Origin of the sequence: Catenuloplanes sp. NPDC051500, from assembly GCF_044454585.1 — a bacterium.
Taxonomy (GTDB): Bacteria; Actinomycetota; Actinomycetes; order Mycobacteriales; family Micromonosporaceae; genus Catenuloplanes.
Genome location: NZ_JBITDX010000041.1, coordinates 6,847 through 24,596 on the forward strand (window position 1 = coordinate 6,847; position 17,750 = coordinate 24,596).

16 protein-coding genes and 1 tRNA gene are annotated in these 17,750 nt (G+C 70.7%); 14 read left to right on the top strand and 3 right to left on the bottom strand.

Annotated elements, in window-relative coordinates; translation table 11 throughout:
- Positions 1-470 precede the first annotated feature (470 nt).
- Positions 471-1,139: a TetR/AcrR family transcriptional regulator gene (locus tag ACIA8K_RS39770; protein ID WP_396068682.1), complete on the bottom strand. Its 669-nt coding sequence runs from the start codon at positions 1,137-1,139 to the stop codon at positions 471-473.
- Positions 1,140-1,266: 127 nt separating this feature from the next.
- Here ACIA8K_RS39770 and ACIA8K_RS39775 point away from each other — a divergent pair.
- The 11 genes from ACIA8K_RS39775 (at position 1,267) to galK (ending at position 13,024) form a co-directional block, all read left to right on the top strand.
- A tRNA-Gln gene (locus ACIA8K_RS39775) sits at positions 1,267-1,338 on the top strand.
- A gap of 128 nt (positions 1,339-1,466) precedes the next feature.
- Positions 1,467-2,945, top strand: a complete 1,479-nt coding sequence (gene glmU, locus ACIA8K_RS39780) for a bifunctional UDP-N-acetylglucosamine diphosphorylase/glucosamine-1-phosphate N-acetyltransferase GlmU (RefSeq protein ID WP_396068683.1) — start codon at positions 1,467-1,469, stop codon at positions 2,943-2,945.
- Positions 2,946-3,022: 77 nt separating this feature from the next.
- Positions 3,023-4,003 (top strand): ribose-phosphate diphosphokinase, encoded by a 981-nt coding sequence (locus tag ACIA8K_RS39785; protein WP_396068684.1) that lies wholly within the window; start codon positions 3,023-3,025, stop codon positions 4,001-4,003.
- A 420-nt stretch (positions 4,004-4,423) separates the two neighbouring features.
- Positions 4,424-5,035: a 50S ribosomal protein L25/general stress protein Ctc gene (locus ACIA8K_RS39790; protein WP_396068685.1), complete on the top strand. Its 612-nt coding sequence runs from the start codon at positions 4,424-4,426 to the stop codon at positions 5,033-5,035.
- A gap of 128 nt (positions 5,036-5,163) precedes the next feature.
- Positions 5,164-5,766 (top strand): aminoacyl-tRNA hydrolase, encoded by a 603-nt coding sequence (gene pth / locus ACIA8K_RS39795; protein ID WP_396068686.1) that lies wholly within the window; start codon positions 5,164-5,166, stop codon positions 5,764-5,766.
- A 123-nt stretch (positions 5,767-5,889) separates the two neighbouring features.
- Positions 5,890-7,572, top strand: a complete 1,683-nt coding sequence (locus ACIA8K_RS39800) for a sugar transferase (RefSeq protein ID WP_396068687.1) — start codon at positions 5,890-5,892, stop codon at positions 7,570-7,572.
- Between the two features lie 54 nt (positions 7,573-7,626).
- Positions 7,627-8,502 (top strand): 3'(2'),5'-bisphosphate nucleotidase CysQ, encoded by an 876-nt coding sequence (locus tag ACIA8K_RS39805; protein WP_396068688.1) that lies wholly within the window; start codon positions 7,627-7,629, stop codon positions 8,500-8,502.
- A gap of 70 nt (positions 8,503-8,572) precedes the next feature.
- Positions 8,573-9,481, top strand: a complete 909-nt coding sequence (gene cysD, locus ACIA8K_RS39810; RefSeq protein ID WP_396068689.1) for a sulfate adenylyltransferase subunit CysD — start codon at positions 8,573-8,575, stop codon at positions 9,479-9,481.
- A gap of 3 nt (positions 9,482-9,484) precedes the next feature.
- Complete coding sequence (cysN, locus tag ACIA8K_RS39815) at positions 9,485-10,777, top strand: sulfate adenylyltransferase subunit CysN (protein WP_396068690.1); 1,293 nt, start codon at positions 9,485-9,487, stop codon at positions 10,775-10,777.
- A 133-nt stretch (positions 10,778-10,910) separates the two neighbouring features.
- The gene (galE, locus tag ACIA8K_RS39820; protein ID WP_396068691.1) at positions 10,911-11,885 is read left to right on the top strand and encodes a UDP-glucose 4-epimerase GalE; all 975 of its coding nucleotides are present in this window, start codon (positions 10,911-10,913) and stop codon (positions 11,883-11,885) included.
- Positions 11,882-13,024 (top strand): galactokinase, encoded by a 1,143-nt coding sequence (galK, locus tag ACIA8K_RS39825; protein ID WP_396068692.1) that lies wholly within the window; start codon positions 11,882-11,884, stop codon positions 13,022-13,024. Before galE ends, galK begins: the two co-directional genes overlap by 4 nt.
- A gap of 247 nt (positions 13,025-13,271) precedes the next feature.
- Here the strand turns inward: galK and ACIA8K_RS39830 are convergent, their stop codons facing one another.
- Both ACIA8K_RS39830 and ACIA8K_RS39835 read right to left on the bottom strand, forming a co-directional pair.
- Positions 13,272-14,531 (bottom strand): hypothetical protein, encoded by a 1,260-nt coding sequence (locus tag ACIA8K_RS39830; RefSeq protein ID WP_396068693.1) that lies wholly within the window; start codon positions 14,529-14,531, stop codon positions 13,272-13,274.
- Positions 14,521-15,177 carry an RNA polymerase sigma factor gene (locus tag ACIA8K_RS39835; RefSeq protein ID WP_396068694.1) on the bottom strand — a complete coding sequence of 219 codons (657 nt, stop codon included), beginning with the start codon at positions 15,175-15,177 and terminating at the stop codon, positions 14,521-14,523. The genes ACIA8K_RS39830 and ACIA8K_RS39835 overlap by 11 nt, the downstream gene beginning before the upstream one ends.
- 118 nt (positions 15,178-15,295) lie before the next feature.
- Between ACIA8K_RS39835 and trpS the strand changes: the two genes are divergently transcribed.
- From trpS to ACIA8K_RS39850, 3 genes are read left to right on the top strand one after another with little or no spacing between them, the layout of a single operon-like run.
- Complete coding sequence (gene trpS / locus ACIA8K_RS39840) at positions 15,296-16,312, top strand: tryptophan--tRNA ligase (protein ID WP_396068695.1); 1,017 nt, start codon at positions 15,296-15,298, stop codon at positions 16,310-16,312.
- Positions 16,313-16,834 carry a 2'-5' RNA ligase family protein gene (locus ACIA8K_RS39845; RefSeq protein WP_396068696.1) on the top strand — a complete coding sequence of 174 codons (522 nt, stop codon included), beginning with the start codon at positions 16,313-16,315 and terminating at the stop codon, positions 16,832-16,834.
- Positions 16,835-16,847: 13 nt separating this feature from the next.
- Complete coding sequence (locus tag ACIA8K_RS39850) at positions 16,848-17,744, top strand: YihY/virulence factor BrkB family protein (RefSeq protein WP_396068697.1); 897 nt, start codon at positions 16,848-16,850, stop codon at positions 17,742-17,744.
- Positions 17,745-17,750 lie beyond the last annotated feature (6 nt).

The following is a 17,750-nucleotide window of genomic DNA, read 5'->3' on the forward strand; positions in this document are numbered from 1 at the left end:
CGTCCGCCCAGGCCGCGTCCGCCCAGGCCGCGTCCGCCCAGGCCGCGTCCGCCCAGGCCGCGTCCGCCCAGGCCGCGTCCGCCCAGGCCGCGTCCGCCCAGGCCGCGTCCGTCCAGGCCGCGTCCGCCCAGGCCGCGTCCGTCCAGGCCGCGTCCGTCCAGGCCGCGTCCGCCCAGGCCGCGTCCGCCCAGGCCGCGTCCGTCCAGGCCGCGTCCGCCCAGGCCGCGATCGTCCTGACCGCGATCGTCCTGACCGTGACTGCCCGGACCGCAGCCGCCCTGACCGGCCGCCGCTTAGATGATGACCGTGCTGCGCCCGCGTGCCGCGGGACCGCCGATCAGCCGGAACAAACCGTCACACTCCCGGCCTCGATGCCAGCCTTCGATCGTGAGGCCTCAGACCGCCGCACGCGAATGGGCGACAGAGTCGGGAGCAGGCGGGCCGGACCACGGCGTGAGCGGGAAGAGGGGTTATTTTCCCGGGCGGGTGATGAGGGTGGGCTTCGCGTCCAGGTTGGAGAGGCCGTTCCAGGAGAGGTTGACCAGGTGGGCGGCGACCACCTCCTTGCGGGGCTTGCGGACCTCGAGCCACCAGCGGCCGACAAGCGCGACCATGCCGACAAGCGCCTGCGAGTACAGCTCCGCGAGCTTCGGGTCGTACCCCCGGGATTTGAATTCGGCGCCGAGGATGTGCTCGACCTGGTGGGCGACGTCGTTCATCACGCTTGAGAAGCTGCCGGCGGCGGTGAGCAGTGGGGACTCGCGGGTCAGCACCCGGAAGCCGTGGGTCTCCTCCTCGATGTAGTCGAGGAGCGCGAGCGCGGCCTGTTCGAGCAGCTCGCGGGGGTGGCCGGCGGTGAGCGCGGTGGTGATGCGGTCGAGCAGCGCGCGGACCTCGCGGTCGATGACGACGGCGTAGAGGCCCTCCTTGCCGCCGAAGTGCTCGTAGACGACGGGCTTGGAGACCTTGGCGCGGGCGGCGACCTCCTCGATCGAGGTGGCGTCGAAGCCGCGCTCCGCGAAGAGCTGGCGGCCGATCACGATCAGCTGCTCACGGCGCTGGGCGGCGGACATCCGCACGCGGGGGCTCTTCGGGGGAGTGACCGGCCGTGCGTGATCGCCGTGCATGTCGTCGGCCATCCCGTCATCCTGCCAGGAACGGCGCACCGGATCATTCCGAGGCGATCGGGGTCACGGCGATCCACTGCGGCGGCAATGTCGATTCCGCGCGGGTGGCGGAAGGCGCTAGGCTGACGGGGCATCGCGATCGGCCGTGGTGTAATTGGCAACACTTCGGGTTTTGGTCCCGACATTCTAGGTTCGAGTCCTAGCGGCCGAGCACCGTACCGATCTCTGTACCGAACGAGGGCGTCGTCCGATTGGCGACTGGGGGAAGTCCGGCCCGGTCGCGCCGTCTGGCCTAGCATGGGGCCGCAACCCCGCTACCGCCTGAATCGGAGCATCCTCGTGAGCCAGGCCCGGCCCCGCACCGTCATCGTTCTCGCCGCCGGCGAGGGCAAGCGGATGAAGTCAAGCCTTCCCAAGGTCCTGCACCCGCTGCTCGGCCGCACGCTCGTCGGCCATGTGCTGGCCGCCGCCACCTCCGCCGGAGCGGACCGCACGCTTGTCGTCGTGGGCCACGGCGGCGACGCGGTGCCGAACCATCTGGCCGAGATCGCGCCGGCCGCGCAGACGGTCCGCCAGGAGCGGCAGAACGGCACCGGGCACGCGGTGCGCATCGCGCTGGAGTCGCTTGAAGCCTCGCTGGCCGGCACCGTGGTGGTGCTTAACGGCGACGTGCCGCTGCTGCGCGCCGAGACCGTGTCCGCGCTGATCGAGGCGCACGAGACCGCCGGCGCGGCCGCGACGGTGCTGGCCGCGTCCGTGGCCGACCCGATCGGGCTGGGCCGGATCGTGCGGGCCGCGGACGGTGGGCTGGAGCGGATCGTCGAGGAGCGGGACGCGTCCAAGGCCGAGCGCCTGATCACTGAGGTCAACGCCGGCATCTACGCGTTCGACGCCGCGACGCTGCGGACCACGCTCGGCAAGCTCTCCACCGACAACGACCAGGGCGAGGAGTACCTGACCGACGTGTTTGGGCTGCTCGCGGCCGCGGGCGAGCCGGTCGGCGTGCACGTCGCGGCGAACGCGGAGGAGACGCTCGGCTGCAACGACCGGGTGGAGCTGGCCGGGCTGCGCGCCCGGCTGCGCGACCGGATCAACACCGCGCTGATGCGCTCCGGCGTCGCGATCCTGGACCCGGCGACCACCTGGGTCGACATCACGGCGAGCGTCGCACCTGACGCGGTCATCGACCAGAACACCCAGATCCGGGGTACGTCGTCCGTGGCGGCCGGCGCGACGGTCGGGCCGGACGTGACGCTTGTCGACACGAGCGTGGGCGCGGGCGCGACAGTGCTGCGCGCGCACGCGGTGGAGTCGTCGATCGGGGCCGGGGCGAGCGTGGGGCCGTACGCGTACCTGCGCCCGAAGTCGACGCTTCACGACCGGGCGAAGGTCGGCACGTTCGTCGAGACGAAGAACTCGGAGATCGGCGCCGGGAGCAAGGTGCCGCACCTGTCGTACGTGGGTGACGCGACGATCGGCGAGCAGAGCAACATCGGCGCGGCCACCGTGTTCGTCAACTACGACGGTGTGAAGAAGTCCCGCTCGGTGGTCGGCTCGCACGCGAAGACCGGCTCGGACAACACGTTCGTCGCGCCGGTCACCATCGGTGACGGTGCCTACACGGCAGCGGGCTCCACGATCACGGAGGATGTTCCCGCGGGTGCGCTCGGTGTCGCCCGGGGCCGTCAGCGCAATATTGAGGGCTGGGTGGAGCGCCGGCGGGCCGGCACTCCGGCAGCCGAAGCCGCTGGCAGGGCTCGCGCAAGCCAGGGTGAGGCTTCTAACGAGGTTGCAGACCCCGATGGATCGGACAGCTGACGGGGAGATACTGCATCTGCTGGCGACGATGACGTCCGCCGGTGACCACACACCCTCGATCGGGGAGCGTTACGCCGATGGGCAGTATCGTCGCGGAGAACCGTAAGAGCCTGATGCTCTTCAGCGGCCGGGGGTTCCCTGAGCTCGCGCAGGAGATCGGCAAGACCCTGGGGATCGCGCCGACTCCGTCAGACTCGTACGAGTTCGCGAACGGCGAGATCTTCGTGCGATTCAATGAGTCGGTCCGGGGGTCGGACGCGTTCGTCGTCCAGTCGATCACCGAGGGCGTCAACCGCTGGGTGATGGAAACCCTGATCATGGTCGACGCGCTGAAGCGGGGGTCGGCCAAGCGGATCACCGTGGTGCTGCCGTTCTACCCGTACGCGCGGCAGGACAAGAAGCACCGCGGCCGGGAGCCGATCTCGGCCCGTCTGGTGGCGGACCTGCTGAAGACCGCAGGCGCCAGCCGGATCCTCACCGTGGACCTGCACACCGCGCAGATCCAGGGCTTCTTCGACGGCCCGGTCGACCACCTGTTCGCCATGGACATCCTCGCGTCCTACATCGAGCAGAAGTACGAGGGCCGCCCGATGACCGTGGTCGCGCCGGACTCCGGCCGGGTGCGGGTCGCGGAGCGCTGGACGGACCGGCTTGGCGGCTGCCCGCTGGCGTTCATCCACAAGACCCGGGACCCGCTGAAGCCGAACCAGGTGGTGGCGAACCGGGTGGTCGGTGACGTGGAGGGCCGGGTCTGCCTGATCGTCGACGACATGATCGACACGGGCGGCACGATCGCGAAGGCCGCGGAGATCCTGCACGAGTCGGGAGCGGCGGACATCGTGGTGGCGGCGACGCACGCGCTGATGTCCGACCCGGCCACCGAGCGGCTGAAGAACGGCCCGATCAGCGAGATCGTCATCACCAACACGTTGCCGCTGACGCCGGAGAAGCAGCTCGACAAGATCACCACGCTGTCGATCGCGCCGCTGCTGGCGCGGGCCATCCGCGAGGTCTTCGACGATGGCTCGGTGACCACGCTGTTCGGGGGGCTTTCCTAGGTTTCGACCCGTTTTTCCTGGTCAAAACCCTCCGCCGTTTGTTGCTGATGGTGTCAACTGGTGGGCGGAAGCTCTGATAGGACCATCGCCGGTCGGGTAGCCCCGACCGGCGACGGAGTCCTGTGGCGCACGCGGCTGTGACCAGCCGGGGGGTGTGGAGGAGCGGGGGTCACGTCGGGGTGGCGAAACGCCGTGGGTAGACTGGTCAGGTTGCCACGGCGAGGGTGCCCTGCGGGCCGCTGCTGACGAAGCACTGGCCGCACGGAGGCATCGTGATCGACGCGGTGTTCCGGGCTCGTTCGAGAGCCTCGGGCCCCGCGCCCAGCGCGCCCCTCTCGCCCGGCACCGCAGCCACTTCATCCGGTCTTGATCGGGTGAGCATCGCACACGAGCCCGACGAAAGCATCAGGAGTTACTTCCGTGTCCGAGGTAAAGATCAGCGCCGAGCTTCGCACCGAGTTCGGCAAGGGCGGCGCCCGCCGTACTCGCCGTGCCGGCAAGGTCCCCGCCGTGCTGTACGGGCACGGCGAGAAGCCGCAGCACATCGCGCTCCCCGCCCGTGAGTTCGCCGCCGCTATCCGGCACGGTGGCGCCAACCAGGTCTTCGCGATCGACGTCACGGGCGGCAGCCCGATCCTGGCGCTCGCCAAGGCCATCCAGCGTGACCCGATCAAGGACACGTTCGAGCACATCGACCTGATCATCGTGAAGCGCGGCGAGAAGGTCACCGTCGACATCCGCATCGTGCTGACCGGCGAGGCCGCCAAGAACACGCTGATCCAGCACGAGAACGACACGCTCTCCGTGTCCGCCGAGGCGCTGCACCTGCCGGAGACCCTGGAGGTCTCGATCGAGGGCCTCGAGGCCGGCACGCAGGTCACCGCGGGCGACGTCAAGCTGCCGGAGGGCACCGAGCTGATCGCGGACCCGTCGCTGGTCCTGGCGAACATCACCGCCGCGCCGACCGCCGCCGAGCTGGAGGGCGACTCCGGCGACACCGCTGAGGAGTCGGCCGAGGCCGCGGCTGAGTAATTCACCATTCGCTTACGGCCTGGTTCCACAGGCCGATGGAGTAGCTGCTCCGCTTTCGTCGTGAGGCGCCCGTCCCGGTGTGGGGCGGGCGCCTTCATCGCGAGTAGCCCACACCTCAGGAGGAGCCCATGGCCGACGAGATCTCCATCGATGACGCGCCCTGGCTGATCGTGGGCCTCGGCAATCCCGGCAAGGAGTACGCGGGGAACCGGCACAACGTCGGTTTCATGATCGCCGACCTGCTGGCGAAGCGGACCGGCGGAAAGTTCGGCAGGCACAAGCGCGCCGTGGCGGACGTGGCCGAGGGCCGGCTCGGCATCGGCGGCCCGCGGCTGGTGCTCGCGAAGCCGCTCACCTACATGAACCTCTCCGGCGCCCCGGCCGCGGCGCTTGCCCAGTTCTACAAGATCCCGGTCGAGCATGTGATCGCGGTCCACGACGAGCTGGACATCCCGTACGGCGAGCTGCGGGCGAAGCGCGGCGGCGGCGAGGGCGGCCACAACGGCCTGCGCTCGATCTCCAAGTCGCTCGCGACCAAGGAGTACGCGCGTGTGCGGTTCGGCGTGGGCCGTCCGCCCGGCCGTCAGGACCCGGCGGACTACGTCCTCTCCGACTTCTCCGGCGCCGAGCGCAAGGAACTCGAGTTCCTGGTGGACCGCGCGGCGGACTTCACCGAGATGATCGTCGAGAAGGGCCTGGAGCCCGCGCAGAACGTCTTCCACGGGAGCTGATGCCCGCTTCGACCGCATATGTCCACCCTTGCTGAGCCGTGTCGTGGCCATCAGTACTCCGTTGGTCACCGGGGCGGGCCGGTAGAGCCGAGCCCGTCACGCAGGCTGCGGGGGTGAGGCACGGTGGAGCAGGGGCGGGTGCGCGACGCGGACGCCACCTGGCCGGTGCTCTACCGGGTCACCCCGGACGGCATCCTGGTCGAGGAGGTCCATCCCCCGGAGTCGCCGGCTCCGCCGCCCCGGGCGCCGCTTGACTGGGACGACCCGGCGGCCACGGTGTCGATGAAGCGGATCCAGGAGGAGTTCGACCGCACGGTCGCGCCGGTGAGCCCGGTGTCCGACCTGCCGCCTGCCGTCCCGGACCGCCCGCGCCCGCTGCGGCGCACACCGGGCCGGCACGCGGCCGCCTCCCGGCGGTACGGCTGGGAGGGCCGCTACGTCAGGCACCTGCTCGCCGCGGACCTCGTGGTCGGCGTGCTCGCCGGCGCGCTCGCGTTCGCGCTTCGCTTCGGCCAGGTGGTCACCGCCCGGAACCAGGTGTACGCGCTGCTCTCCGTGCTGCTGCCGGTCGCGTTGATCGCGGTGCTGGCGGTCGGGCGCTGCTACGAGCGCCGCTACCTCTACGTTGGCATCGACGAGTACCAGCGGGTGATCCGGGCCGGGCTCGGGCTCACCGCGGCGGCCGCGATCGTCTCGTACGCGCTTGAGCTGCCGCTGGCCCGCTCCTACGTGCTGATGGCGTTGCCGGTCGCCACCGCGGCCGCCGTCTCGGTCCGCTTCCTGCTGCGCAAGCGGCTGCACGTGGCGCGCGCCCGGGGTCACTGCATGCGCCGGGTGATCCTGGTCGGCCACGAGCTCGCGGTGATCCACATGAGCCGGCAGCTGCGCCGCGAGCGCTATCACGGGTACGAGGTGGTCGGCGCCTGCCTGCCGCCGCGGCACGACGGCGCGGTCGGCCTGCCGGTCTACGGCACGTTCGACGACGTGGCCGAGGCGGTGGACGCGGCCGGCGCGGACACAGTGATCGTGCTGAGCTGCCCGGAGCTTGACGGCCAGGCACTGCGCCGGCTGGCCTGGCGGCTTGAGCGCAACGAGGCGGACCTGATCGTGGCCAGCGCGCTCATCGACGTGGCCGGCTCGCGGACCACTGTGCGCCCGGTGGACGGCCTGCCGATGCTTCACGTCGACCACCCGCGACTTGACGGCGCCACCCGGGTGGTGAAGGAGATCGTCGACCGGGCCGGCGCGGCCGCGCTGCTGCTGATGAGCGCGCCGGTGCTGCTCGGGCTGGCCGCCGCCGTGCGATGGAGCTCACCCGGGCCGGTATTCTTCCGCCAGGTACGTATCGGACGGGACGGGCGCACGTTCGTCATGTACAAGTTCCGCAGCATGTACCCGGACGCGGAGGCCCGGCTCGCCGAGCTCCGCCACCTCAACGAGCACGACGGTGTGCTCTTCAAGATCCGTGACGATCCCCGGGTCACGCCGGTCGGCCGCTGGCTGCGCCGGCTCTCCCTGGACGAGCTCCCGCAGCTGATCAACGTGCTGCGCGGGGAGATGTCGCTTGTGGGGCCGAGGCCGCCGTTACCGGCCGAGGTCGCCGCGTACCCGGACGACGCCCGGCGCCGTCTGGTGGTCAAACCCGGGATGACCGGGCTGTGGCAGGTCTCCGGACGCTCCGACCTCACCTGGGACGAGGCGGTCCGGCTGGACCTCAGCTATGTGGAGAATTGGTCGCTGTCACTGGATCTGACGATCCTGCTGCGTACGGTGGCCGTGGTGGCCCGCTCCTCGGGCGCCTACTGAGCCTGCCGGAGGCGAGCACGTGGCCTGCCGGAGAAAGCGAATGGTGGACGAGGCATGGGTGAGAGTCAGAGCGGTGGGGTGGCCGAGCGGGCGCCCCTGGCCGGGCAGCGCCGCGAGCCCGCGGCGGTGAGCCCGCCGGTCATCGACGGCGCGTTCGCCAGGTGGCTGGCCGGTCGCGCCGGTCAGATGCTGATGGAGGTGCGCGCGGAGCTCGGCCACGACGACCCGGCCGCGCTCAAGGCGGCCGGCGACAAGCGGGCGCACGACTTCCTGATGTCCGAGCTGGCCCGCTGGCGCCCGGCCGACGCGGTGCTCTCCGAAGAGCAGGAAGACGCCCGGGGTACGGGTGGCGCCCGGCTGGACGCGAAGCGGGTGTGGATCATCGACCCGCTGGACGGCACGCGCGAGTTCTCCGAGGAGGACCGCGCGGACTGGGCCGTGCACGTGGCGCTCTGGTGCGCCGACTGCGCCCACCCGAACCGGCTTGCCGCCGGCGCGGTGGCGCTCCCGGCCCAGCACCGGGTGATCGCCACCGACCACCCGCCGGCGTACCCGCCGATGCCTGTCGCGTCCGCCACCGGGGGCAGGCTGCGGCTGGCGGCGAGCCGCTCCCGGCCGCCGGCGTTCCTGAGCGCGCTGGCCGAGGAGATCGGCGCGGAGCTGGTGCCGATGGGCTCGGCCGGCGCGAAGATCGCCGCGGTGATCGGCGGGGAGGTCGACGCGTACGTGCATGCGGGCGGCCAGTACGAGTGGGACTCGGCCGCGCCGGTGGCTGTGGCGACGGCCACGGGCCTGCACGCTAGCCGCGTCGATGGATCTGCGCTGGAATATAACGGCGCCGACCCCCGCCTTCCGGACCTGGTGGTGTGCCGCAAGGATCTCGCTCCTCGGTTGCTTTCGGCACTGAGCGGACATCTCCAGGTACCGTGATGGTCAGCTTTCAGCACTTGACCGACCGGATTGGTCGGGAAATAGGAGAGTTCGGGATGAGGGACGAGGCATGACCCAGCCGACGTACCGGGTGTCGCACCTCGACGCCCTGGAGGCGGAGAGCATCTTCGTGATGCGCGAGGTGGTCGCCGAGTTCGAGCGCCCGGCGCTGCTCTTCTCCGGTGGCAAGGACTCGATCGTGATGCTGCGCCTCGCGGAGAAGGCGTTCGCGCCCGCGCGCATCCCGTTCCCGGTCATGCATGTGGACACCGGCCACAACTTCCCGGAGGTGCTGGCGTACCGGGACCGGCGCGTCGCCCAGCTCGGGCTGAACCTGGTGGTCGCGTCCGTGCAGGAGGCGATCGACTCCGGGACGGTCCGGGAGCCGGCCGACGGCACCCGCAACCGGATCCAGACGCCGGTGCTGCTCGCCGCGCAGGAAAAGTACCGGTTCGACGCGCTGTTCGGCGGCGCCCGCCGGGACGAGGAGAAGGCACGGGCCAAGGAGCGGATGTTCTCGTTCCGCGACGACTTCGGCCAGTGGGACCCGAAGAACCAGCGGCCCGAGCTGTGGTCGCTCTACAACGGCCGCCACCAGGCCGGTGAGTCGATCCGGGTGTTCCCGCTCTCCAACTGGACCGAGCTGGACATCTGGCGGTACATCGAGCGGGAGAAGATCGACCTGCCGTCGATCTACTACGCGCACGACCGCGACGTGGTCGTCCGGGACAACATGCTCTACGCGGTGAACGAGTACCTGCACGCCCGGGAGGGCGAGGAGATCATCACCAAGCGGGTGCGGTACCGGACGGTCGGCGACGCCTCGCTGACCGCGGCCGTCGAGTCGGACGCGGACACGGTGGACAAGGTCATCGCCGAGGTCGCGGCCACCCGCCTGACCGAACGCGGCGCGACCCGGGGCGATGACCGGGTCAGCGAGGCCTCGATGGAAGACCGCAAGCGGGAAGGTTACTTCTAGACCATGACGGCACCTGCTCCGGCCGCGGACGACACCCGCACCGTGGATCTGCTCCGGTTCGCCACCGCCGGCTCGGTGGACGACGGCAAGTCCACGTTGATCGGCCGCCTGCTCTACGACACCAAGTCGCTCTTCACCGACCAGCTGGAGGCCGTCGAGGCGGTCTCGGCGGCGCGCGGCGACGAGTACACCAACCTGGCGCTGCTCACCGACGGCCTGCGGGCCGAGCGGGAGCAGGGCATCACTATCGACGTCGCGTACCGGTACTTCTCCACGCCGCGGCGGAAGTTCATCATCGCGGACACCCCCGGGCACATCCAGTACACGCGGAACATGGTCACCGGCGCCTCCACCGCCGACCTGGCGCTGATCCTTGTGGACGCGCGGAAGGGCCTTGTCGAGCAGTCCCGGCGGCACGCGTTCCTGTGCTCGCTGCTGCGCGTGCCGCACCTGGTCCTGTGCGTGAACAAGATGGACCTGGTCGACTGGGACCAGGCGGTCTACGACCGGATCGCGGACGAGTTCACCTCGTTCGCGGCGAAGCTCGACGCGCCGGACCTCTCGGTCGTCCCGATCTCCGCGCTGCACGGCGACAACATCGTCACCAGGTCCGAGAAGACGCCGTGGTACGACGGGCCGTCGCTGCTGCACCACCTGGAGCGCGTGCACATCGCGTCCGACCGCAACCTGGTCGACGTGCGTTTCCCGGTGCAGTACGTGATCCGCCCGCAATCGACAACTGTCACCGACTACCGCGGCTACGCCGGTCAGGTCGCGTCCGGCGTGCTGAAGCCGGGCGACGACGTGATGGTGCTGCCGTCTGGCCTCACCTCGAAGATCGCGTCGATCGACACCGCTGACGGCCCGGTCGCGCAGGCGTTCCCGCCGATGTCGGTGACGGTGCGGCTGGAGGACGAGATCGACATCTCGCGCGGCGACCTGATCTGCCGCCCGCACAACCAGCCGAACGCGGCCCAGGACATCGAGGCCATGATCTGCTGGATGGACGAGACGCGGCCGCTCACCGTGGGTGGCAAGTACGCGATCAAGCACACCACCCGGACCGCGCGGGCAGTGGTGCGCGGCCTGCAGTACCAGATCGACGTGAACACGCTTCACCGCAACGAGGGCGCGACCGAGCTGCGGCTCAACGAGATCGGCCGGGTTCGGCTGCGCACCACGGTGCCGTTGCTCGCGGACGAGTACCGGCGCAATCGCACCACCGGCGGGTTCATCCTGATCGACGAGACCACGAACCGCACGGTCGCCGCCGGGATCATCCGCGAGGCGAGCTGAGCACCACGCACGATGAAGGGGCCGTCCGGGTGGCGGCCCTTTTTCGTACCCTCGCGATGTTTGAATCTGTTGACCTTTGAGCGATTCTGGTGGAACTATGGTGGGTAGCACACCACTCTAGGAGGCCACGGACGTGAAATTGCTCGTCACCGGCGGCGCCGGATACATCGGCAGCGTCGTCAGCCGGCTGCTGCTCGACGCCGGGCACGAGGTGACAGTCCTCGACAGCCTGATCACCGGCCACGCCGAGTCGGTCGCCCGGGACGCCACGTTCATCCAAGCCGACATCACTGACGCGGCCCGGGTGCTCACGCCCGGGTCCGGGTTCGACGGGGTGCTGCACTTCGCCGGGCTGATCGCCGCGGGTGAGTCGATGATCAAGCCGGAGCTGTACTGGCAGCACAACGTGGTCGGGTCGCTCGCGCTGCTCGATGCGGTCCGCGCGGCCGGCGTGCCCCGGTTCGTCTTCTCCTCCACGGCCGCCTGCTACGGCAACCCGACCGAGATCCCGATCACCGAGACCGCGGTGACGCTTCCGACAAGCACCTACGGCGCGACCAAGCTCGCGTTCGACATGGCGCTGACCTCCGAGGCGTTCGCGCACAAGCTCGGCGTCACGTCGCTGCGCTACTTCAACGTCGCCGGCGCCTACATCAACGACGACATCGCGATCGGCGAGAAGCACGACCCGGAGACGCACCTGATCCCGATCGCGCTGCAGGTCGCGGCCGGTCAGCGGGAGAAGCTCACGCTCTTCGGCGACGACTACCCGACGCCGGACGGCACCTGCGTGCGCGACTACATCCACGTCGAGGACCTGGCCCGCGCGCACCTGCTGGCGCTGGAGAGCTCCGCGCCGGGCGAGCACCGGTTCTACAACCTCGGCAACGGCCAGGGCTTCTCCAACCGCGAGGTGGCGGTGGCGGTCCGCGAGGTCACCGGCGCGGAGCTGCCGGTCGAGGTCGCGCCGCGCCGCGACGGCGACCCGGCGACCCTTGTCGCGTCGTCCGAGAAGGCACGCGCGGAGCTGGGCTGGGTCCCGGCCAAGCCGACGCTCCAGGCGATGATCGGCGACGCGTGGACGTTCTACCGGGAGCACGTGGCATGAGCGGGTCAGCGGCTCACCACTTCACGTCGATCTTCTCCGGTACGCCGGAAGGCACCTGGGCGGCGCCGGGCAGGGTGAACCTGATCGGCGAGCACACCGACTACAACGACGGGTTCGTGCTGCCCTTCGCGATCCCGCAGCGCACCGAGGTGGCGGCCGCGCCCGGCGAGGCCGGCGTCTGGGAGGCCTGGTCCGCGCTGAACGGCGAGACCATCCGCTTCACCGTGGACGACCTCACGCCCGGTGGCGTCTCCGGCTGGGGCGCCTACGTCGCCTCGGTCGTCTGGGCACTGCGCGAGCGTGGGTACGACGTGCCGGGCGCGCGGATGGCGATCACCTCCGACGTCCCGCTCGGCGCCGGCCTGTCCTCCTCCGCCTCGCTGGAGTCCGCGGTGCTCGGCGCGCTTGTGGACCTGGGCGGCCTGGACGTGCCGGTCGAGGAGCGGCCCGCGATCGCGCAGCTCGGCGAGAACAGGTACGTCGGTATGCCGAGCGGCATCCTGGACCAGTCCGCGTCGATCCGCTGCCGCGAGGGCCACGCGCTGTTCCTGGACTGCCGGTCGCTTGAGGTCGAGCACATCCCGTTCGACCTGGCCTCGGCTGGTCTCGCCATCCTGGTGATCAACAGCAACGCGCCGCACCAGCTCGTCGACGGCGAGTACGCGGCGCGCCGCACCAGCTGCGAGGCGGCCGCGGCGGCGCTCGGCGTGCCCGCCCTGCGCGACGTGCCGCTCGACGGCCTGGACGCGGCGCTCGCCCGCCTGGACGACGACGTGCTGCGCCGCAGGACCCGGCACATCGTCACCGAGGACGATCGGGTGCTTCGCACTGTCGAGCTGCTGCGCGCCGGCGACGTGCGCGGCATCGGCCCGCTGATGACCGCGTCGCACGCGTCCATGCGCGACGACTTCGAGATCACCGTCGAGCAGGTGGACCTGGCGGTCTCGGCGGCGTTGGAGGCCGGCGCGTACGGCGCGCGGATGACCGGGGGCGGCTTCGGCGGGTGCGTGCTGGCACTCGTCGAGACGTCCGCGGCGGACGAGGTCCGGATCGCGGTGGAGAAGGCCTACGCGGGCCGTGCGTTCACGGCGCCGACCACGTTCGTGGCCACCGCGGCGCCGGGCGCACGACGCCTCTGATCCACCCACGTGGTGACGGCCCCGGGCGATCGCCCGGGGCCGTTCTGCGCTGTCCTTGATCGACTGGGGCGGGTGCGGGAGACGTGCGGCGCCGCTTTGCTCTGCTTACCCGGCGGCGCGGCGATGCGGCGACGCGGCGACGCGACGACGCGGCGGCGCGGCGATGTCCGTTTTGGTTAGGTAAGCAGAGCAAAGCGGGCCGGTACCGCACCGGTGCAGGCCCGTTATGTGCGGAAATCAGCAGCGGCTACTTGATCCAGAGTTTCTGCCAGTCCACGCCGTCGGTGGAGAAGGCGACGTAGCCCGCGCCGTAGAGGTTGTCCGCGACCCAGCCGGCCGCGGTCCGGCGTAGCGCGCCCACGGCCGGGAGCGAGCCGGCCAGCTTCGTGAACGTGGCGCCGTGATCGGAGCTGACCCACCAGGTCGCACCGGCGCCCGCGATCAGCAGGCGGCCGTCCGGCAGCGGTACGGCCTCGCCGGAGACCGACACCGGATCGCCGGCACCGGCCGTGGCGCGGGTCGGCGTGAACGTGCCGCCGCCGTCGGTGGAGTGGAAGACGCCGGTCAGCCCGCCGCCCTCGCCGGTGATGAGCACGTAGACCTCGGAGGCGCGGACCGCGACCGAGATGCCGCCGACGTCACGGACCTCGAACATGGCCGGCTTCCAGCTCTGGCCGGAGTCGTGGGTGACCGCGACCGCGGCCTTGCCGAACGGGCCGACGCCCGCCACCCACCAGGCGCCGGACGCGCTGGCGGCCGGGGCGACCCAGCGCACGTCCATCGCCGGCTGGGAGGAGAGAGCCACCGCGCGGCCGCCGGTGGAGAGCGCGGCGGTCTTGAACGCGCCGCCCTGCTCCTTGCGGCACAGCATGTCGCCGGCGGTGAGCGAGTTCGTCGAGGTGCCCTCGTCCGGTACCTGCGCCCAGTTCCGTCCGGAGTTCTGCGAGACGAGCGACTCGGTGGCGGAGCTGAGCACCACGGTGCCGCCGGGGAACGCGTTCAGCTCGGTGATCTCCAGGTCGGTGTGGATCTCGTCAAGCTCCCACGTCCGGCCGCCGTCGGTGGTGCGGGCCAGCGTGCGCGCGCAGGAGCTGTCGCCGGCGCAGTCGTTGAGCAGGTAGCCGGTCTGCCGATCCACGAACGCGACCTGGCCGATCCGGCCGGGCAGGTCGGTGACGCGCGCGTCCCGGTCCAGGCCGGTCAGGGAGATGCCGGCCCCGGTGACTGTCGAGGGCGGCGCCGACGGGCTCGCCGGCACCGGCACTGCGGCGATCGGCGTACCCCCGTCCGGGGTGTCGTTGCCGCCGAGCTGCGGGCGCAGCGCGACCGCGCCGCCGGTCAGCACGGCGAGCGTGGCGACCGCGGCGGTGGCGATGCGTCGGCGCCGGGCGCGGTGGGCGTGCGCCCGGGCGCGCAGGGCGCCCAGTGGAGGCTGGTCGATCCGGCCCAGCATGTCGTTGCGGGCGGCGTCGAGCCGAGCGTCCAGGGAGGGCTCCTCAGCCGGCACGGACCACCTCCACCCCCGCCGCGGAGACCGGGCCGGTCAGGGGCGCGGGCCGGCGTCGTACCGTCGCTGGTTTCTGCATTGTCTCGGTTTTCTCCGGAGTCTGCTCCGGTGCGTGTCCGGGGTAGTCGGCGAGCAGTTCGGACATCGCGGCCCGGCCCCGGTGGAGGCGGGACTTGACAGTGCCGGTGGGCAGGTCGAGGAGCTGGGCGATCTCCTCGACCGGCAGGTCGGCGAAGTAGTGAAGCGTGATCACCTGGCGATAGCCGGCCGGGATCCGGGCCAGCGCCGCGTGCACGTCCGGCCGTTCCGGGCCGGGTGGCGGCGTGACGGCCTCGACCAGCGGGCGGTCCCGGAGCAGGATCGTGTCGAGCAGTTTCCGGCGTCGCCAGCGGCGCCGGACCACATTGATCGCCACGGTACGCAGCCAGGCCTCCGGATTGTCGAGCGAGGTGAGCGTCCCCGGCCGGGCCAGCGCGCGGGCGAACGCCTCCTGGACGACGTCCTGCGCCTCGGTCAGATCGGTGGTGAAGGCGTAGACCTGGGTCACGAGCCGCCGGTAGCAGGCGTGGTAGATCTCCGTGAGCGCGCGCTCGTCCTCGTCGCGTGCCGACTCGCGGCCGACTCCCTCGTCGCGTTCTGCCAACAACCGTGGCCTCCCGGCGTCGTCGGATCAAGATAGTTGAAGCTTCAACCTACTCTCTCCACGCAGAGTACGACCCATACCTGTGTGACAAGGTTCCCGAGGCGCTGACAGAATGGTGTCCATGTCTGAAACGCCGCGTCCCCGGGTGCTCTCCGGCATTCAGCCGACCGCCGACTCGTTCCACCTCGGCAACTACCTGGGTGCGCTGCGTAACTGGGTGCCGCTGCAGGACTCGCACGACGCGTTCTACTGCGTGGTCGACCTGCACGCGATCACTGTCGCGCAGGACCCCGCGGTGCTGCGCCAGCGCACCCGCGTCTCCGCCGCCCAGCTGCTCGCGATCGGCCTGGAGCCGGAGAAGTGCACGCTCTTCGTGCAGTCGCACGTGCCCGAGCACGCGCAGCTGGCCTGGGTGATGAACTGCCTGACCGGCTTCGGCGAGGCCGGCCGGATGACCCAGTTCAAGGACAAGTCGGGCAAGCAGGGGGCGGACAGCACCTCGGTCGGCCTGTTCACGTACCCGATCCTTCAGGCCGCGGACATCCTGCTCTACCAGGCGGACGCGGTGCCGGTCGGCGAGGACCAGCGGCAGCACCTGGAGCTGACCCGCGACCTGGCGCAGCGCTTCAACCACAGGTACGGCGCGACGTTCACGGTCCCGCAGCCGTTCATCGTCAAGGACACCGCGAAGATCACCGACCTGCAGGAGCCGACCGCGAAGATGTCGAAGTCGGCCTCCTCGCCGAACGGCATCATCGAGCTGCTGGAGACGCCGGCCCGGTCCGGCAAGAAGATCAAGTCGGCGGTCACCGACACCGGCCGCGACATCGTCTTCGACCCGGAGCACAAGCCGGGCATCTCCAACCTGCTCACCATCTACTCCGCGCTCACCGGGCGGTCGATCGAGGACCTGACCACGGCGTACGACGGCAAGGGCTACGGCGACCTGAAGAAGGACCTGGCCGCTGTGGTGGTCGACTTCGTCACGCCGATCCAGGAACGCACCAAGGCCTACCTGGACGACCCGGCCCAGCTGGACAAGGTGCTCGCCGAGGGCGCGGTGAAGGCGCGGGAGATCGCGTCCACCACGCTCGCGGCAACGTACGAGCGCATCGGCTTCCTGGCGGGGAAGGCCTAGGTGCCGCGCACCACCAAGGTCGGCGTCGCCGTCGACATCCCGGAGCCGTGGGGGCGTGAGCTCACCGAGCGCCGGGCGATCGCCGGCGACCCGCAGGCCGCGTTCGTGCCCGCGCACGTGACGCTGCTCGGCCCGACCGAGGTCGACGCGGACGCGTTGCCGGCGATCGAGAAGCACCTGGCGGCCGTCGCGTCCGCGCACCCGTCGTTCGAGCTGCACCTGCGCGGCACCGGTACGTTCCGGCCGCTGACCCAGGTGGTGTTCGTCGCGGTCGCCACCGGCATCGGCGAGTGTGAGCGGCTGGCCTCGGCGATCGCGGCGGCCGAGGACATCGACCGGCAGCTGAAGTTCCCGTACCACCCGCACGTCACGATCGCCCAGGACGTGCCGGCCGAGGCGCTCGACGCGGCCTACGAGGACCTGGCGGACTTCGAGGCGCGGTTCGAGGTGGACGCGTTCACGCTGTTCCTGCACGGTGGCGAAGGCGCCTGGCAGCCCCGGCGCGACTTCCCGCTGCGTTAGGTCCGGAGGCGACGTGTTCGGCCGGTTCCTGCAGGCCATCGATGACGTCATCGACCGCGCCCGGCGGGCCAACCGGATCTTCAACCACTTCTGGCTGGCTCAGGAGCGGTACAACCAGGTGCAGGCCGGCCGGTGCGCCGCCGCGCTCGCGTACTACTCGTTCTTCGCGCTGTTCGCGATCGGCCTGCTGGCGTACTCCGTCTTCGGTTTCCTGCTCAGTTTCAACCTGGACCTGTTCGACGCGGTGCGGCACTACCTGTCGCAGAACATGCAGATCATCGACCCGAACGCGATCCTGGACAGCCGCGGCCGGGTCGGCCTGATCGGCCTGGTCGGGCTGCTCTTCTCCGGCATCGGCTGGGTGGAGGCGATCCGCTCCTCGCAGCGGCTGATCTGGAATCTGGAACAGCAGCCCGGCAACCTGGTGATCCGGCGGCTTGTCGACCTGGGCGTGCTGCTCGGCATCCTGGTCATGCTTGCCGCGTCGATCGCGGCGGTGGACGCGCTCGAGGGCCTGATCGACTGGCTGGCCGGCGGGCTTGGTTTCCTGAAGACCGCCTACGCCTGGCTGATGCAGCTGCTGCTGAACATGCTTCTCGGCGCCGCACTGCTTGTCGCGGTGCCCCGGCTGCGGATGACCATGCGCCGGGTGACGCCGCCGGTGCTTCAGGTCGGCATCGGCGTTACGCTGCTGAACTCGGTGGGCCGCTACATCATCGGGCTCGCCCAGCACAATCCGGCGTACACGGTGGTCACCGGCGCGGTCGGGCTGCTTGTCTACCTCTACGCGCTCAACCGGGTGCTGCTCTTCGCCGCCGCCTGGGCCGCGACCAGCCCGCACGGCAAGGTCTGGGACTACTCCGGCGGCCCCGTGGAGAACCATGACGGCGACGCCCCGCAATTGGCATGATGGGGC

Bases quoted from the DNA above. Each gene is read 5' to 3' on its own strand.
- ACIA8K_RS39770 (WP_396068682.1), bottom strand. From the start codon at position 1,139: ATGGCCGACGACATGCACGGCGATCACGCACGGCCGGTCACTCCCCCG.
- trpS (WP_396068695.1), top strand. From the start codon at position 15,296: ATGTCTGAAACGCCGCGTCCCCGGGTGCTCTCCGGCATTCAGCCGACC.
- ACIA8K_RS39805 (WP_396068688.1), top strand. From the start codon at position 7,627: ATGGGTGAGAGTCAGAGCGGTGGGGTGGCCGAGCGGGCGCCCCTGGCC.
- ACIA8K_RS39785 (WP_396068684.1), top strand. From the start codon at position 3,023: ATGGGCAGTATCGTCGCGGAGAACCGTAAGAGCCTGATGCTCTTCAGC.
- pth (WP_396068686.1), top strand. From the start codon at position 5,164: ATGGCCGACGAGATCTCCATCGATGACGCGCCCTGGCTGATCGTGGGC.
- cysN (WP_396068690.1), top strand. From the start codon at position 9,485: ATGACGGCACCTGCTCCGGCCGCGGACGACACCCGCACCGTGGATCTG.
- galK (WP_396068692.1), top strand. From the start codon at position 11,882: ATGAGCGGGTCAGCGGCTCACCACTTCACGTCGATCTTCTCCGGTACG.
- cysD (WP_396068689.1), top strand. From the start codon at position 8,573: ATGACCCAGCCGACGTACCGGGTGTCGCACCTCGACGCCCTGGAGGCG.